Below are 16879 nucleotides of genomic sequence, written 5' to 3'. Positions count from 1 at the left end.
GGGGAGGGGTCCGCGGCAGGGGGTGCGGGTGTGCGGGACGTGTTCCCGGGGCGTGTGGGGCGTGTGGGTGTGTTCATGCGGTGTACTGCGCCTCGATCTCCGGGCGGTACGGCATCGACACCGACGCCCCCTCCCGCTGCACGGACAGCGCCGCCGCCGCTGCCGCCCAGGACAGCGCCTCGCGCACCGGCTTCTCCTCGGCGAGGGCGACCGCGAGCGCGCCCGCGAACGTGTCGCCCGCACCGGTCGTGTCCACCGCGGTGACCCGCGGCGCGGGCACGAGCAGTGGCTCCGTGCCTCGCGCGACGTACAGGCTGCCGACCGCGCCCAGGGTGACGACGACCTCCGGCACCACCTCCAGCAGGGCGATGGCCGCCTCGCGCGGATCGGTACGGCCGGTGAGGGTCACCGCCTCGTACTCGTTCGGCACCAGCAGGTCGGTAGCGGCGAAGAGTTCGGGCGGCAGCGGCTGGGCCGGGGCCGGGGTGAGGATCGTACGGACCCCGTGCCGGCGGGCCGCCTCCGCGCCCGCGATGACCGCGTCGAGCGGAATCTCCAGTTGCAGCAGCAGGGCGTCGGCGGAGGCGATGACGCCCTCGTCACCGGGGGAGAGGTGGTCGACGGTGCCGTTCGCGCCGGGGATGACGACGATCGCGTTGCCGCCCTCGTCGTCCACGACGATGTGCGCGGTGCCGGACTGGCCCTCGACCGTACGCAGGGAGTCGGTGTCCGCGCCGGAGTGTTCGAGGGTGTCGCGCAGCCGCGCGCCGAAGTCGTCGTTGCCGACGGCCCCGATCATCGACACGGTGGCGCCGGCGCGGGCGGCGGCGATCGCCTGGTTGGCGCCCTTGCCGCCGGGGATCGTGCGGAACTCCCGTCCCGTCACCGTCTCGCCGCGCTGCGGGGCCTTGGCGACATAGGTGACGAGGTCCATGTTCGTGCTGCCGAGCACGGCGATGTGGATCATGGGCGGGTCGCCTCCAGGTGGGTGAGATGGGCGAGCGTGTCGAAGCCGGTGCCGTCGAAGTCGGCGACGGTGGTGGCGAGCCGGTTCTTCAGCGGGGCCCGCCAGCGCTCGGGCAGTGCGTCGGGGGAGCCCGCGAGGAGACCGGCGACGCTGCCGGCGGCCGCGCCGTTGGAGTCCGTGTCCCAGCCGCCCGACACCGCACGGCAGACGGAGCCGGTGAAGTCGCCGTCCGCGTGGGCGAGGGCGGCGGTGATCAGGGCGGTGTTGGGGAGGGCGTGGACCCAGTGGTGGGTGGGGGAGTAGAGGGCGTGGAGCTCGTCCACCACGTCGTCGAAGTCCGCGTGCCGTACGGCCAGTTCGAGGGCGTGGTCGACCGCCCGGGCCAGCCGGGAGCGGGACGGGATCACCGCGCGGCCGGTGCGCAGGCAGGCGTGGACGTCCTCGGTGCCGGTGGCCGCGGCGGCGATGACGGCGGCCGTGAACATCGCCGCGTACACGCCGTTGGCGGTGTGGGTGAGGGTCGCGTCGCGGTACGCCTGCTCGGCGGCGGCCGCCGGGGCGCCCGGGTTCGTCCAGCCGTGCAGGTCGGCGCGGATCAGGGCGCCGATCCACTCCCGGAACGGGTTGCGGTGACGCGCGGTGTGCGGGGGTTCGATACCGGTGAGGAGGTTGCGGTGGGCGACGCGCTCGGCGGTGAAGGTGCGGCCGGGCGGGAGTTCGTCGAGCCACAGCCGTGCCACCTCGTCGGTGGTGAAGGCCCTGCCGTGACGCTGGAGCAGGAGGAGGTTCAGCAGGGGGTAGTTGAGGTCGTCGTCCTCGGGCATGCCGTCGATGTTCTCGGCGAGGGAGGTGGCGGCCGAGCGGCGGTTCCACGGATGCCGGGCGAGCAGGTCCTCGGGGACGCCCTTCGCGGTGAACCAGGTGGTGAGGGGCCAGTTGCCGGTCGACCGGGCCAGGGCGCGGATGGCGTCCAGGGGGAGTTTCTCCACCGGTTTGCCCAGCAGGCAGCCGACGGCCCGGCCGAGCCAGGCGGCCTCCAGCGCGTGCGGGACCGTTCGCGCGGCACGGTTCGCCGCGGGCCAGTCGGGACAGGCGGCCCTGATCCGCGCCAGGTCGGTCGGCTCGTCCTCCGCCAACGTGCTGGGGAGGTCGGCGAGTTCGTCGAGGAGGTCCTCCGCCAGCAGGCGCAGGTAGCGCGAGGCACGGTCGGTGGAGGCGCCGGCCCGTTCGGGGGCGTCCAGGCCGCCGGCCGCGCGCCAGCGCGCCGCGATCCGCGACGGCTCCCGGCCGTCCAGCAGCGCCTGGCGGAGTTCGTGGCCGAGCAGGTCCTCGGGCTGGACCCAGGTCAGTCGGAGCATGCCACGCCTCCCAGTGCGGCGAAGGCCCGCTCGTGGGCGCGGTGGCGCCGCACGTCCCGGGCGAAGATCTCGACGGTCACCCCGGCCAGTTCACGGGCCGGTGCCCACAGGTCCAGCCGGCTCGCCTCGGCCACCGTCTTCGACCAGTCCTCCGGGACGGGCGAGCCGAGGGCACCCGCGAGGGCTCCGGACATCGTGGCGATGGAGTCGCAGTCGCGGCCGTAGTTGACCGAGCCGAGGACCGCGTGGCGGTAGTCGCCGCCGGACACCAGCAGCATGCCGAGCGCGACGGGCAGTTCCTCGATGGAGTGCAGGCGGGAGGGGCGGCGGGCGCCGAGCGAGGGGGCGCGGTAGTCGGGGCCGACCGTGTCGTACGGGGCCACCGCCGCCCTGAGCGGGCGCAGCGCCGACTCGAAGTCACTGAAGGAGGCGGCCACTTCGCAGACCTTCTCGATCGCCTCACGCGTGCCGTCCTTGGCCAGGGCGAGGCAGGCCGTCACGACCGAGTCCGGGGTCGCGCCGGGCGTGGTGGCGGCGGCCACGGCCGCGGCGAAGACCCCGGCGGCCTCCCTGCCGTACGACGACTGGTGCGCCCCGGCGATGTCCAGCGCCTCGGCGTACGCGGCGGCCGGGTTCGCCGCGTTGACCAGGCCGACGGGGGCCATGTACATCGCCGCGCCACAGTTGACGATGTTTCCGGTGCCCGCCTCCCGGGGGTCGGCGTGGCCGTAGGCCAGCCGGGCCACCAGCCACTTCTCGGCGAGGAAGAGGCGCTGCAGCGGCAGGGCCTCGGCCTCCAGCTCGGGGATCCAGCGCGGCGTGGTCATCAGGTCCGGGACCAGGTGGTCCGCGACGGCGTAGGCGTCGAGGTGGTCGCGGACACGGGCGTAGACCCGGACCAGCGCGTGGGTCATCAAGGTGTCGTCGGTGACGTGGCCGTCGCCCTTGTGGTACGGGGCGATGGGCCGGGCGGTGCGCCAGTCGTCGCCGTGCCAGGGGCCGACGACGCCGTGGACGCGGCCGCCGTGCCGCTCGGTGATCTGCTCGGGGGAGTACCCCTCGACGGGGCCGCCGAGCGCGTCGCCGACGGCGGCTCCGACCAGGGCTCCGGTGATCCGGTCATCGAGACCGTTCGAGCAGGATTCGCCGCTTTCTTCTCTTGTGGGCGTCATGCCCCGAATCATCCTCCTGGTCGGGCCCGTTGCGCGGTTTCCAGGAGTCCGGCGAGTTCCACCAGATCGGTGCCGGTGAGGCGGGGCAGCGTGCAGCCGGACAGGGTGCGGCAGGCCTCCCGCCAGGCGGCCGGGACGGACGCGCCGCCGCCCAGGGCGCCGGTGAGCGCGCCGGCGAGGGCGGGGGCGGAGTCGGCGACCCGGGACAGGCAGGCGGCGGCCGGGACCGCCTCCGCGATGCGGCCGCGGGCGGCGACGGTCAGGGCGAGCGCGACGGGGACGGTTTCGGCGGCGGCGATGCCGTAGCTGTAGACGTGGTCGACGATCTGGTGTTCCAGGAGGGGGACCAGGGCGAACGCGGGGCCGGTGTGCTCGGCCAGGGCGAGTGCGTGGCGGGCGTTGCGGCCGATCTCCGTCTCCGCGGGGAGTTCGGCGAGCGCGGCCGTCACGCAGGCGTCCGTGTCCGCTCCGTCGAGGGCCAGCGACAGGGCCGCCGCCATGGCGCGGGCGCCGTGCACGCCGTCGCCGTCCTGGGTGTAGCGGGCGTCGAACTCGGCGAGGTCCGCGGCGCGGCGGGGGTCGCCGGGGTGCGCCACCGCGAGGACGCAGGCGCGGACGCAGGCGGCGTCGTCGAAGTAGTGCGGGTTGTCGTGGCCGGTGGCGGGCGGGCGCAGGCCGGCGGCGAGATTGCCGAGGCCGGCGCGGACCGAGATGCGGGCGCGCAGCGGGAGTACGGCGGACTCGATCTCCGGGGCGCGGTCCGCTGCCGCGGAGACCTCGGCGGCGACCGCGGTCCAGGTGAGGTCGATCGCGGCGCGCATACGGCGGTCCCGGCTGAGGTCGCCGAGTACGTCGTCGTCGCCGGCCCGCAGCACCGCCTCCGCGGCGAACGCCGCCCACTCGGCGTCGTCCGAGGGGCCGAGGCGCAGGGGTTCGGGGGGCTGGTTCAGGGCGATCGGCACGGGGAGCGTCGTGGTCGCGTTCTGCTCCGCGAAGGTGTCCAGTTCGCGGGTGAGGCGGCGGGTCCACTCGGGCATGCGGGCGGCTCGGTGGCGGGCGGCGGGCCAGCCGGCGGCGTCTCCCGCGGCGAGTCCGAGGAGCAGCCCCTCGATACGGCGGGTCACCGCCGGTCCTCGCGGTTCCCGTGCCCGGTGCTTGCCGCGCTCACCAGTGTGCCTGTGCTTTCTCGCCCTGCGTCTGCCTCGCTCACCGGTGTGCCTGTGCTGTCTTCGTGCCCTGTGCTTGCCTCGCTCACCAGCGTGCCTGTGCTGTTCTGGCGCCCGGGGTTCCCCGTCTCCGTCGGTGAGCCTGTGCTGTCCTCGTGCCCTGCGCTTGCCGCGCTCACCAGTGAGCCTGTGCTGTCCTCGTGCCCGGTGTCCGCCGCGCCCACCAGGGGGCTCCGCCCCCTGGACCCCCGTTCCTCCGCCCACCCACCACCCGAATCGGTGGGCTGTGAAGTGCTCGGAGGGGGTGTGGGCTCGGTGGGCTGCGAAGTGGAGGGTGAGGGTGCGATCGGCTCGGTGGGCCGGGTGGCGGGTGGTGGGGGTGCGATCGGTTCGGTGGGCTGGGCGGCGAGTGGCTGGGGTGCGGGTGGTTCGGCGGGTCCGGCGGTGAAGGGGAGCGCGGTGGTTGGTTCGGTGGGTCCGGCGTCGAGCGGTAGCGCGGTGGTTGGCTCTGCGGGTCCAGCGGTGAGGGGCAGGGGTGAGGGCGGTTCGGTGGGCCGGGGGCTGAGCGGTAGTGGGGTGGTTGGTTCGGTGGGGCCGGCGGCGAGGGGCAGCGGCGAAGGCTGCTCGGTGGGCTGGGCGGTGAGGGGGAGCGGCTCCGCGGGGACCGTGGTGAGTGGTGTGGGTGTGGGCGGTTCTGTTGGGGTGGAGGTGGGGGCCGGGGGGCTGGGGAGTTGGGCCGGTTGGGTTGGATGGAGGGTTCTCGTCGTGAGTGGCAGGAAGTCCGGCGTGACCACGCCCTCTCCCCATTTGCCTCCCTCCTCCGGGACCAGGAGTTCCGCCACGTCGAGGATGTGGTGGCCGGTCATGGCGGGGAGGCAGCGGCCGCGGGCGGGGCCGATCGCGGACGCCCACTCCGGTGGGATCGCGCCGGCGCCCCGTGTCGCGCCGGCGAGGGCGCCCGCGACCGCCGCCGTCGTGTCCGCGTCGCGGCCCATGTTGACGGCGGTGAGGACGGCCTCGCGGAAGTCGCCGTCGGCCGCCGCGTACGCGCCGAAGGCGAGGGCGACGGCTTCGGGGGCGAGGTCGGTCCAGGGGTAGCCGCCGATGACCACCGCGGAGCGCACCGCGCGTTCGCCGCGGTGGGCGACGGTGACCGCGCGGCGCAGGGAGCGGGCGGTCCAGGAGTCGTCGGGGACGGCGGCGAGGGCCGCGGCGATGACCACCGGGGGCGCCGCGCCCGCCATCGCCGCCGCCACTCCCGCCGCGACCGCCTGACCGCCGTAGATGCCCTCGCCCTCGTGGCTGACCGAGCCGTCGATCGCCACCAGGCGGGCCGCCTCGGTGGGGCGCCCCGCGGCGAAGACCCCGAAGGGCGCCGCGCGCATCGCCAGGCCGTCGCTCCAGGCGTGCCGGTGCTGGGCGGAGATGGGGGCCGCGAGGCCGCGGCGGAGGTTCTCCAGCGTGCCGCGCTCGCTGAAGCCTGCCCCGCGGAAGGGGCCCTCGGCATGGCCGGCGATCCACTGGTGCCAGGCCGCCTCGACGTGCGCCGGGGTGAGCGCCGAGCCGTGCCGGGCCAGCAGGAGTCCCGAGAAGATCGCGTACTCGGTGTCGTCCGTGCCCGACGGGTTCTCGGCGACGTACCCGGTGATGCGGCCCCAGCGGGCGCGGATCTCGGAGGGCTTGAGGTTCTCCGCGGGTGCCCCGAGCGCGTCGCCGACAGCCAGGCCGAGCAGCGCGCCGCGCGCCCGCTCGCGGAGTCCGGCGGAGCCCCCGGGCGCCGGAGCCGGGGAAGTGCGGGCGATCGATGCCATGGGGCCTCTCCTTCAGCGGGGCACAGCGGGGCGGCACAGCAGGCACGGCGGGTACAGCAGGCGGGGGTGGGCGGCGGGTACAGCAGGTGTGGTGATGCGGCGGGTACAGGAGGCGTGGTGGGTGCGGCGGGTACGGCAGGGCCCCCGCGGAGCCCCCTTTGCGGATGTGTCCCACGGGACGGCCCCGCACCAGCCTGCGGAGGCTCAGCATCACCCGCTCGGCATTTGAGCGGAAGGGTGCGCGAATGAGCAAGGGAAGGTAAAGCCGCAGGTTAGCCCAGCCTTTCCTTGCTGGCAGGAGGCAGGCTTTCGGCGTACGTTTAGATCTGTCGAAAAGTAGAACTCGTCCAAAGTTAGCTTTGGCTAAGCTTCCCGGGGGTCCATATGGCCATCATCGAAACCGAGGCCGCGCTGCACGAGGCGCACCGCGACAACCACACGCACCGCGACGTGAACGGCGGCTGGCTGCGCCCCGCGGTCTTCGGCGCGATGGACGGCCTGGTCTCCAACCTCGCCCTGATGACCGGTGTCGCGGGCGGGTCGGTCGGCCACCAGACGATCGTGATCACCGGGCTCGCCGGGCTCGCGGCCGGCGCCTTCTCCATGGCGGCCGGCGAGTACACCTCGGTCGCCTCGCAGCGCGAACTCGTCGAGGCCGAGCTGGACGTCGAGCGCCGTGAGCTGCGCAAACACCCGCAGGACGAGGAGAACGAGCTGGCGGCCCTGTATACGACCCGCGGTGTCGAGCCCGCGCTGGCCCGGGAGGTCGCACGGCAGCTGTCCAGGGACCCCGAGCAGGCCCTGGAGATCCACGCCCGTGAGGAGCTCGGCATCGACCCCGGCGATCTGCCGTCGCCGCTGGTCGCCGCCGTGTCCTCGTTCGCGTCCTTCGCGCTGGGCGCCCTGCTGCCCGTCCTGCCGTTCCTGCTCGGCGCGACCGCCCTGTGGCCGGCCCTGCTCCTCGCGCTCGCCGGGCTCTTCGGCTGCGGTGCCGTCGTGGCCAAGGTGACCGCGCGGACCTGGTGGTTCAGCGGGCTCCGGCAGCTCGCGCTGGGCGGTGCGGCGGCCGGTGTGACGTACGCCCTGGGCAGCCTGTTCGGAACCGCCATAGGATGACCGGGCGGTCCGTAACTTATGCGTCACGTGGCATAAGTAGCCGTTACTCGCTGGTTTCGAACGCCTGACGAACGGGCATGAGCCGTAAGCGCTGCGGGCAATGACGCCTGTGGCGTACCCGCGGGGTGGGCGAAGACGCTTTCCCCCGCCCCCCTCCCTCCACAGGCCGACGGACGCCGATCCGACCGATCGTCTCCGGCTCGGGCCCCCATACTTTTCAGCCACCGGTGAGCGGCCCCGCCGTCCCCCCGGGGCGCCCGCCGCACCCCCCGCGGTGTCCGCATGTTGGAACGCTGTATCCAGTTTCCGAGAACCGCCCCATCATGTAACCTGCTCGAAATTTTGCACCCCGCAGAGGGCCAGCGTCGTCCCTCGGCACCCCCAAATGCCACTAGTTGACGACGACGGGAGAGCCGATGCGTACGACGCGCCAGCCGTCCCAGCATTCCGCGAATGGCCAGAACTGGTCGTTCATGGATGCTCGCCCTGCCGCGCAGGGTATGTACGACCCCCGCGACGAGCACGACGCCTGTGGCGTCGGCTTCGTGGCCACCCTCACCGGTGAGGCGAGCCATGCGCTGGTCGAGCAGGCGCTGACCGTTCTGCGCAACCTCGAACACCGCGGCGCCACCGGCTCAGAGCCCGACTCCGGAGACGGCGCAGGCCTCCTCTCCCAGGTCCCCGACACCTTCTTCCGCGAGGTCGCCGGATTCGACCTCCCGGCGGCGGGTTCGTACGCCGCCGGCATCGCCTTCCTGCCCACCCGGGAGACCGGGGAAGCCGTCTCGCGGATCGAGACGATCGCGGCAGAGGAAGGACTGACGGTCCTCGGCTGGCGTGAGGTTCCGGTCGCCCCGGAACTGCTCGGCGCCACCGCCCGCTCCACCATGCCGGCCTTCCGGCAGATCTTCGTCACGGACAACCGGAGCGAGGGCATCGCCCTCGACCGCAAGGCCTTCGTCCTGCGCAAGCGCGCCGAGCGCGAGGCCGGCGTCTACTTCCCCTCGCTGTCCGCCCGCACGATCGTCTACAAGGGCATGCTGACCACCGGCCAGCTGGAGCCCTTCTTCCCGGACCTGTCCGACCGCCGCTTCGCCTCCGCGATCGCGCTCGTGCACTCCCGGTTCTCCACCAACACCTTCCCGTCGTGGCCCCTCGCGCACCCCTACCGCTTCGTCGCCCACAACGGTGAGATCAACACCGTCAAGGGCAACCGCAACTGGATGAGCGCCCGCGAGTCCCAGCTCGCCTCCGGCCTCTTCGCCGAGGGCTCCCTGGAGCGGACCTTCCCGGTCTGCACGCCGGACGCCTCCGACTCCGCCTCCTTCGACGAGGTCCTCGAACTCCTGCACCTGGGCGGCCGCTCCCTGCCGCACTCCGTGCTGATGATGATCCCGGAGGCCTGGGAGAACCACGAGTCCATGAGCTCCAAGGACTCCGCCCGGCGCGCCTTCTACCAGTTCCACTCCACGATGATCGAGCCGTGGGACGGCCCCGCCTGCGTCACCTTCACCGACGGCACCCAGGTCGGCGCCGTCCTCGACCGCAACGGACTGCGCCCCGGCCGCTACTGGGTCACCGACGACGGCCTCGTCGTCCTCGGCTCCGAGGTCGGCGTCCTCGACATCGACCCCGCCAGGGTCGTCCGCAAGGGCCGCCTCCAGCCCGGCAAGATGTTCCTCGTCGACACCGCCGAGGGCCGCATCATCGAGGACGACGAGATCAAGGCGTCCCTCGCCGCCGAGCAGCCGTACGCCGAATGGCTGGAAGCCGGCGAGATCGAGCTGAGCGACCTGCCCGAGCGCGAGCACATCGTCCACACCCACGCCTCGGTCACCCGCCGCCAGCAGACCTTCGGCTACACCGAGGAAGAGCTGCGCGTCATCCTCGCCCCGATGGCCAAGTCCGCCACCGAACCCATCGGCTCGATGGGCACCGACTCGCCGATCGCCGCCCTCTCCGAGCGCCCCCGCCTGCTCTTCGACTACTTCACCCAGCTGTTCGCACAGGTCACCAACCCGCCGCTGGACGCCATCCGCGAGGAACTGGTCACCTCCCTGCGCAGCTCGCTGGGCCCGCAGGGCAACCTGCTCGACCCCAGCGCCGCCTCCTGCCGCTCCGTCGTCCTGCCCTTCCCGGTCATCGACAACGACGAGCTGGCCAAGCTCATCCACATCAACGCCGACGGCGACATGCCCGGAATGAAGGCCGCGACCCTCTCCGGCCTGTACCGGGTCGGCGGTGGCGGCGACGCCCTCGCCGCCCGCATCGAGGAGATCTGCGCCGAGGCGGACGCGGCCATCGGCAACGGCGCCCGCCTGATCGTCCTGTCCGACCGGCACTCCGACGCCGAGCACGCGCCGATCCCCTCGCTGCTGCTCACCGCCGCCGTCCACCACCACCTCATCCGCACCAGGCAGCGCACCCACGTGGGCCTGCTCGTCGAGGCCGGCGACGTCCGCGAGGTCCACCACGTCGCCCTGCTCATCGGCTTCGGCGCCGCCGCCGTCAACCCCTACCTGGCCATGGAGTCCGCCGAGGACCTGCTGCGCGCCGGCACCTTCATCAGCGGCATCGAACCCGAGCAGGCCATCCGCAACCTGATCTACGCCCTCGGCAAGGGCGTCCTGAAGGTCATGTCGAAGATGGGCATCTCCACCGTCGCCTCCTACCGCGGCGCCCAGGTCTTCGAGGCCGTCGGCCTGGACGGCGCCTTCGTCGAGAAGTACTTCAACGGCACCACCACCAAGATCGGCGGCGTCGGCATCGACGTCATCGCCCGCGAGGTCGCCGCCCGCCACGCCAAGGCCTACCCGGCCAGCGGCATCGCCCCCGCGCACCGCACCCTCGACATCGGCGGCGAGTACCAGTGGCGCCGCGAGGGCGAGCCGCACCTGTTCGACCCGGAGACGGTCTTCCGCCTCCAGCACTCCACCCGCTCCGGCCGCTTCGACATCTTCAAGAAGTACACCGAACGCGTGAACGAGCAGTCCGAGCGCCTGATGACGCTGCGCGGCCTGTTCGGCCTCACGTCCGGCCGGCAGCCGGTCCCGGTGGAGGAGGTCGAGCCGGTCTCCGAGATCGTCAAGCGGTTCTCGACCGGCGCCATGTCGTACGGCTCCATCTCCCAGGAGGCGCACGAGACCCTCGCCATCGCCATGAACCAGCTGGGCGGCAAGTCCAACACCGGCGAGGGCGGCGAGGACCCCGAGCGCCTCTACGACCCCGCGCGCCGCTCGGCGATCAAGCAGGTCGCCTCCGGCCGCTTCGGCGTCACGAGCGAGTACCTCGTCAACGCGGACGACATCCAGATCAAGATGGCCCAGGGCGCCAAGCCAGGCGAAGGCGGCCAGCTGCCCGGCCCCAAGGTCTACCCGTGGATCGCCCAGACGCGTCACTCGACTCCGGGCGTCGGCCTCATCTCCCCACCGCCGCACCACGACATCTACTCCATCGAAGACCTCGCCCAGCTGATCCACGACCTCAAGAACGCCAACCCCGGCGCCCGCATCCACGTGAAGCTGGTGTCCGAGGTCGGCGTCGGCACGGTCGCCGCCGGCGTCTCCAAGGCACACGCCGACGTCGTCCTGATCTCCGGCCACGACGGCGGCACCGGCGCCTCCCCGCTGACCAGCCTCAAGCACGCCGGCGGCCCCTGGGAACTGGGCCTGGCCGAGACCCAGCAGACCCTGCTCCTCAACGGCCTGCGCGACCGGATCGTCGTCCAGACCGACGGCCAGCTCAAGACCGGACGCGACGTCGTCATCGCCGCGCTCCTCGGCGCCGAGGAGTTCGGCTTCGCCACCGCGCCGCTCGTCGTCTCCGGCTGCGTCATGATGCGCGTCTGCCACCTGGACACCTGCCCGGTCGGCATCGCCACCCAGAACCCGGTCCTGCGCGAACGCTTCACCGGCAAGGCCGAGCACATCGTGAACTTCTTCCGGTTCATCGCCGAAGAGGTCCGCGAACTCCTCGCCGAACTGGGCTTCCGCTCCATCGAGGAGGCCGTCGGCCACGCCGAGGTCCTCGACGTGACCCGCGCCGTCGACCACTGGAAGGCACAGGGCCTGGACCTGGAGCCGCTGCTCCACGTGCCCGAACTGCCCGCCGGCGCCGTCCGCCACCAGAACGTCTCCCAGGACCACGGCCTGGAGAAGGCCCTGGACAACGAGCTGATCAAGCTCGCCGCCGACGCCCTGGCCGCCTCCGACGCCACCGAGGCCCACCCGGTGCGCGCCCAGGTCGCCATCCGCAACATCAACCGCACGGTCGGCACCATGCTCGGCCACGAGGTGACCCGGAAGTTCGGCGGCGCCGGCCTGCCCGACGACACCATCGACATCACCTTCACCGGCTCCGCCGGCCAGTCCTTCGGCGCGTTCCTCCCGCGAGGCATCACCCTGCGCCTGGAGGGCGACGCCAACGACTACGTCGGCAAGGGCCTGTCCGGCGGCCGCATCGCCGTCCGCCCCGACCGCGCCGCCGACCACCTCGCCGAGTACTCGACGATCGCGGGCAACACCATCGCCTACGGCGCCACCGGCGGCGAACTGTTCCTGCGCGGCCGCACCGGAGAGCGGTTCTGCGTCCGCAACTCCGGCGCGACGGTCGTCTCCGAAGGCGTGGGCGACCACGGCTGCGAGTACATGACCGGCGGCCGCGCGGTCGTCCTCGGCCCGACCGGCCGCAACTTCGCGGCCGGCATGTCCGGCGGCATCGCGTACGTCATCGACCTCGACCGCGACAACGTCAACGCCGGCAACGCCGCGGCCGTCCAGACCCTGGACGAGACCGACCGGCAGTGGCTGCACGACGTGGTGCGCCGCCACGCCGAGGAGACCGGCTCCACCGTCGCCGAGAAGCTGCTCGCCGACTGGGACGCGGCCGTGCAGCGCTTCAGCAAGATCATCCCCAGCACCTACCAGGCAGTGCTCGCCGCCAAGGACGCCGCCGAGCGAGCCGGTCTCTCCGAGACCGAGATCACCGAGAAGATGATGGAGGCGGCGATCAATGGCTGACCCGAAGGGCTTCCTCAACAACGGCCGCGAGGTCGCCAAGACCCGTCCCGTCGCCGAGCGCGTCAAGGACTGGAACGAGGTCTACGTCCCCGGCTCCCTGCTGCCCGTCATCAGCAAGCAGGCCGGCCGGTGCATGGACTGCGGCATCCCCTTCTGCCACAACGGCTGTCCGCTCGGCAACCTCATCCCCGAGTGGAACGACTACGCCTACCGCGAGGACTGGGCGGCCGCCTCCGAACGCCTGCACGCGACCAACAACTTCCCCGAGTTCACCGGCCGCCTGTGCCCCGCCCCCTGCGAGTCGGCGTGCGTGCTCGGCATCAGCCAGCCCGCGGTCACCATCAAGAACGTCGAGGTCTCGATCACCGACAAGGCGTGGGAGACCGGGGACGTCGCCCCGCGCATCCCCGAGCGGCTGTCCGGCAAGACCGTCGCGGTCGTCGGCTCCGGCCCCGCGGGCCTGGCCGCCGCCCAGCAGCTGACCCGCGCCGGTCACACGGTCGCCGTCTACGAGCGCGCCGACCGCGTCGGCGGCCTGCTGCGCTACGGCATCCCCGAGTTCAAGATGGAGAAGCGGCACATCAACCGCCGCATCGAGCAGATGCGCGCGGAGGGCACCCGCTTCCGCACCGGCATCGAGATCGGCCGCGACCTGAAGGCGACGGACCTGAAGAAGCGGTACGACGCCGTGGTCCTGGCCGTCGGAGCCACCACCGCCCGCGACCTCCCGGTCCCCGGGCGCGAGCTGTCCGGCATCCACCAGGCGATGGAGTACCTGCCGCTGGCCAACAAGGTCCAGGAGGGCGACTACGTGGCCCCGCCCATCTCGGCCGAGGGCAAGCACGTCGTCGTCATCGGCGGCGGCGACACCGGCGCCGACTGCGTGGGCACCGCCCACCGCCAGGGCGCGGCCTCCGTCACCCAGCTGGAGATCATGCCCCGCCCGAACGACGAGCGGCACCCGGTGAACCAGCCCTGGCCCACCTTCCCCATGCTGTACAAGGTGACCAGCGCCCACGAGGAGGGCGGCGAGCGGGTCTACTCCGTCTCCACCACCCACTTCGAGGGCGACGAGGACGGCAACGTCCAGTCGCTGCACCTCACCGAGGTCGAGTTCGTCGACGGCAAGCTGACCCAGAAGCCCGGCACCGAGCGCAGGATCCCGGCCCAGCTGGTCACCCTCGCCATGGGCTTCACCGGCACCGACCGCGACAACGGCCTGGTCGAGCAGTTCGGCCTGGACCTGGACGAGCGCGGCAACATCGCCCGCGACGCCGACTTCCGCACCAGCGTCCCCGGCGTGTACGTCGCCGGCGACGCCGGACGCGGCCAGTCCCTCATCGTCTGGGCGATCGCCGAAGGCCGCTCGGCCGCCCGCGGCGTCGACCGCCACCTGACCGGAGCCAGCGACCTGCCGGCCCCGATCCGCCCCACCGACCGCTCCCTGGCGGTCTGACAGGGCGGCAAGAGACGTTCCGTACAACGGCGTACGGACGGAACACCGACGGCGCCTGCCCACCTGTCCCCGACCGGACGCCCGGGCAGGCGCCGTCGTACACCCCCGACCGGACGCCCGCCCCGCGCGACGCTCTACGCGACGGCCCCGCCCGTGAAACCCGACACCTTCACCCAGACCAGGACCAGCAACAGCGCCAGCAGCGCCACACAGGCCCCCGCCTGGATCAGCGTGCGGCGCCCGTCCCGGGGCGCGTAGGCGTAGGCCAGCGTGACGACCCCGCCCGCCAGCAGACCGCCGAGGTGCCCCTGCCAGGACGTCATCCACGCCGAGATCACCAGCCACAACAGCAGGCCCGTCATGTACTGGTTGACCGCCCGCATGTCGTACCCGAGCCGACGCCCCATGACCCAGTAGGCGGCACCCAGACCGAACACGGCCCCGGACGCGCCGAGCGTCAGCTCGTCCGGCGCGATCAGCAGCACGAGGACCGAACCGCCGAGCGCCGACAGCAGGTACAGCGCGAGATAGCGCACGCGGCCCAACTGCGTCTCCACCACCCGGCCGATGCTCAGCAGCGACGCCATGTTCATCACGATGTGCAGCACCCCGATGCCCTCGGTCGGCGGCATGTGCAGGAACGCGCCGGTCAGCAACCGCTCCCACTCGCCTCCCGCCAGGCCCTCGGGCCGCAGCACCGGGTCGTACGGGTACTGCCACAAGTAGTGCCCGCCGTCAGGGCCCTTGAGCCCCGCGCCCAGCATCGCGAACCGGTCCGTGACCGACGGCCGGGCCAGCTGCGCCAGATAGGCGAGCACGTTCAGCCCGACCAGGACGTACGTCACCAGCGGCAGTGTCGTGATCCGGCCCCCGAACGCCGTCCGCGCCTGCCGGATCGACCGCGCCCCCTCCTTCACGCACTCCACGCACTGGTGGCCGACGGAGGCCTCACGCATGCAGTCGGGGCATATGTAGCGGTCACAGCGGGTGCAGCGGACGTGCGACTCCACCTTGGGATGACGGAAACACGTGGTCACGGCGGACTCGGCGGTCACGGCCGGCTCCTCTGAATGTTGCGAGACACGGGACAGGGTGAGCCGGTGGGGGACGGCGGCGAACAAAATATCGAACCCCGGTGACAGGAGGGAGAGGCGGGCCTCCGGCCACCTGCCCCCGTGTCGACCACTGCCCCCGTGCCGACCGCGCATCCCGTGCAGGCCGTGCATCCCGTGCCGGCCGCGTATTCCGTGCAGGCCGTGCACGCCGCGTCCGCGGTCACGGTCCTAGGTGTCGCACTCCAGGACGGTCCGGCACAGGGCGCACCTCGCCCGGACCCGCCCCTTCACCGGCACCCTGATCCGCTGGTGGCAGACGGGACAGGGGAAGGTGACCCGCAGCAGGCCACCGGGCCCGGAAGAGAAGGCATAGGCGGAACCGGCCGCCGAGGCCGCGGAACCGGACGCGGAACCCGCCGGGGAGTCGGCGGCGCGCCGGCGGTCGTGGGCGTACCGGCGCCGCCCCGCCCAGCCCGCCGCCGTCAGCGGAGGCTGCTGCCCGTCCCGCCGGGCCCGGTCCATGCCCTTGCCGTACGCCGTGTAGGCCTGCGGACTGGTGAACCACACAGAAGGATCCTCACCGAAGAACAGGGAGCGCTTGGCGAGGACGTACCCGAACTCCTCCGGGGTGAGATAGCCCAGCTTCTGCGACGCGCCCCCGTGCTCACGGTAGGCGTCCAGCAACAGCCAGCCCGCACCGAGATAGGCCGTCACCGTGTCCGTGAGGATCTCGTTCTCCGCCGTCGTGGGGAACGCCAGCCCCAGCCGGTGCAGGTAGACATGGGCCACCTCATGCGCCAGCGCCGCGCCGATGTCCCCGCGATGCGTACGGAACCGGTCGTTCAGCTCGACGAAGTACTCGGGACCCGCGGCCAGTTCCACGTTCGCCGCATGGGTCATCTCCCGGAAACCGACGATCAGCCGCGCGTCCGGCAGCCGGAAGTGCCCCACGATCTCACGGGCCACCCGCTGCGCACCCAGATGAAGGTCGTCCGTGTCGCAGAACGCCACATCGGCTGGGACCACACTGGTCGAGAAGGTCCGCACGACGTCGTACGACAGCCGCCGGTACAGCGCCGTGACGGCGGCTTGCACCGTCTCCAGATGCGGGTAGCCGTGCTCGACCGGTCCGCCGTTCGCCACACCCGTACCCCCAAAGACGCCGGAGTCCCCGTCCACTCTATGACTGCCCCGGCCCGCCCGGGAAAGACGCCGCCCTGGTGAACCGGACGCGCCGCGCCCCTTAGGGTTGAGGCCCATGACCCTCAGCAACACCGGTACCGGTGACGTCGACCCCGCCGTCCGCGAGGAGCTGGAGCGGCTGCGCGCGAGCATCGACAACATCGACGCGGCCGTCGTCCACATGCTGGCCGAACGGTTCAAGGCCACCCAGCAGGTCGGCCGCCTCAAGGCCCTCCACCAGCTCCCGCCCGCCGACCCCGCGCGCGAGGCCCGCCAGATCGCCCGCCTGCGCGACCTCGCCGAAAGCGCCCGCCTCGACCCCGCCTTCGCCGAGAAGTTCCTGAACTTCATCGTCGCCGAGGTGATCCGGCACCACGAGCGCATCGCCGAGGACACCGCCAACGGACAGCCCGCGCCGACCGACTGACCCACCGGCCCGCCACATCGGCCCGCCACATCGGCCCGACGGCCGGCCCGACGGCCGGCCCGGGGGCCAGCCCGACGGCCGGCCCGCCACATCGGCCCTGCGGCCGGCCCGGCCACCGGCCGACCACCGGCCCGGCCACCCGCCCCGAGAA

General features: G+C 72.6%; 11 protein-coding genes. 4 read left to right on the top strand and 7 right to left on the bottom strand.

The window, feature by feature from the left end; all coding sequences use genetic code 11:
- Nucleotides 1-73 precede the first annotated feature (73 nt).
- Genes rbsK through OIB37_RS36280 form a run of 5 tightly spaced genes read right to left on the bottom strand, consistent with a single transcriptional unit; the run spans nucleotide 74 to nucleotide 6474 of the window.
- Entirely contained in the window at nucleotides 74-967 is an 894-nt protein-coding gene (gene rbsK / locus OIB37_RS10090; protein WP_330457208.1) for a ribokinase, read from the bottom strand.
- Entirely contained in the window at nucleotides 964-2325 is a 1362-nt protein-coding gene (locus tag OIB37_RS10085; protein WP_330457207.1) for an ADP-ribosylglycohydrolase family protein, read from the bottom strand. The genes rbsK and OIB37_RS10085 overlap by 4 nt, the downstream gene beginning before the upstream one ends.
- Nucleotides 2313-3497, bottom strand: coding sequence for an ADP-ribosylglycohydrolase family protein (locus OIB37_RS10080; RefSeq protein ID WP_330457206.1), 1185 nt, complete (start codon nucleotides 3495-3497; stop codon nucleotides 2313-2315). Before OIB37_RS10080 ends, OIB37_RS10085 begins: the two co-directional genes overlap by 13 nt.
- An 8-nt stretch (nucleotides 3498-3505) precedes the next feature.
- Nucleotides 3506-4621: an ADP-ribosylglycohydrolase family protein gene (locus OIB37_RS10075; RefSeq protein ID WP_330457205.1), complete on the bottom strand. Its 1116-nt coding sequence runs from the start codon at nucleotides 4619-4621 to the stop codon at nucleotides 3506-3508.
- Nucleotides 4618-6474, bottom strand: a complete 1857-nt coding sequence (locus OIB37_RS36280) for an ADP-ribosylglycohydrolase family protein (RefSeq protein WP_443058134.1) — start codon at nucleotides 6472-6474, stop codon at nucleotides 4618-4620. The genes OIB37_RS10075 and OIB37_RS36280 overlap by 4 nt, the downstream gene beginning before the upstream one ends.
- 384 nt (nucleotides 6475-6858) lie before the next feature.
- On the opposite strand from OIB37_RS36280, the gene OIB37_RS10065 reads away from it, so the two are divergent.
- The 3 genes from OIB37_RS10065 to OIB37_RS10055 all read left to right on the top strand — a co-directional run bounded on the left by OIB37_RS10065 (nucleotide 6859) and on the right by OIB37_RS10055 (nucleotide 14064).
- On the top strand, nucleotides 6859-7590 hold the full coding sequence (locus tag OIB37_RS10065; protein WP_330457204.1) for a VIT1/CCC1 transporter family protein: 732 nt from the start codon (nucleotides 6859-6861) through the stop codon (nucleotides 7588-7590).
- A gap of 500 nt (nucleotides 7591-8090) precedes the next feature.
- Nucleotides 8091-12608 (top strand): glutamate synthase large subunit, encoded by a 4518-nt coding sequence (gene gltB, locus OIB37_RS10060; RefSeq protein ID WP_330461809.1) that lies wholly within the window; start codon nucleotides 8091-8093, stop codon nucleotides 12606-12608.
- The gene (locus OIB37_RS10055; protein WP_330457203.1) at nucleotides 12601-14064 is read left to right on the top strand and encodes a glutamate synthase subunit beta; all 1464 of its coding nucleotides are present in this window, start codon (nucleotides 12601-12603) and stop codon (nucleotides 14062-14064) included. Before gltB ends, OIB37_RS10055 begins: the two co-directional genes overlap by 8 nt.
- 134 nt (nucleotides 14065-14198) lie before the next feature.
- Here OIB37_RS10055 and OIB37_RS10050 read toward each other — a convergent pair whose 3' ends face one another.
- Both OIB37_RS10050 and OIB37_RS10045 read right to left on the bottom strand, forming a co-directional pair.
- A complete protein-coding gene (locus OIB37_RS10050; RefSeq protein WP_330457202.1) occupies nucleotides 14199-15119 on the bottom strand; it encodes a rhomboid family intramembrane serine protease in 921 nt (306 codons plus the stop codon).
- Nucleotides 15120-15347: 228 nt separating this feature from the next.
- Nucleotides 15348-16262, bottom strand: coding sequence for a hypothetical protein (locus tag OIB37_RS10045; protein ID WP_330457201.1), 915 nt, complete (start codon nucleotides 16260-16262; stop codon nucleotides 15348-15350).
- 115 nt (nucleotides 16263-16377) lie between these two features.
- Between OIB37_RS10045 and OIB37_RS10040 the strand changes: the two genes are divergently transcribed.
- Entirely contained in the window at nucleotides 16378-16728 is a 351-nt protein-coding gene (locus tag OIB37_RS10040) for a chorismate mutase (RefSeq protein WP_330457200.1), read from the top strand.
- The last annotated feature ends 151 nt before the right edge of the window (nucleotides 16729-16879 follow it).

The organism is Streptomyces sp. NBC_00820 (assembly GCF_036347055.1).
Lineage (GTDB): Bacteria > Actinomycetota > Actinomycetes > Streptomycetales > Streptomycetaceae > Streptomyces.
Note: the sequence above shows the minus strand (reverse complement) of the source record. Positions and strands in the feature narration are given on the sequence as shown.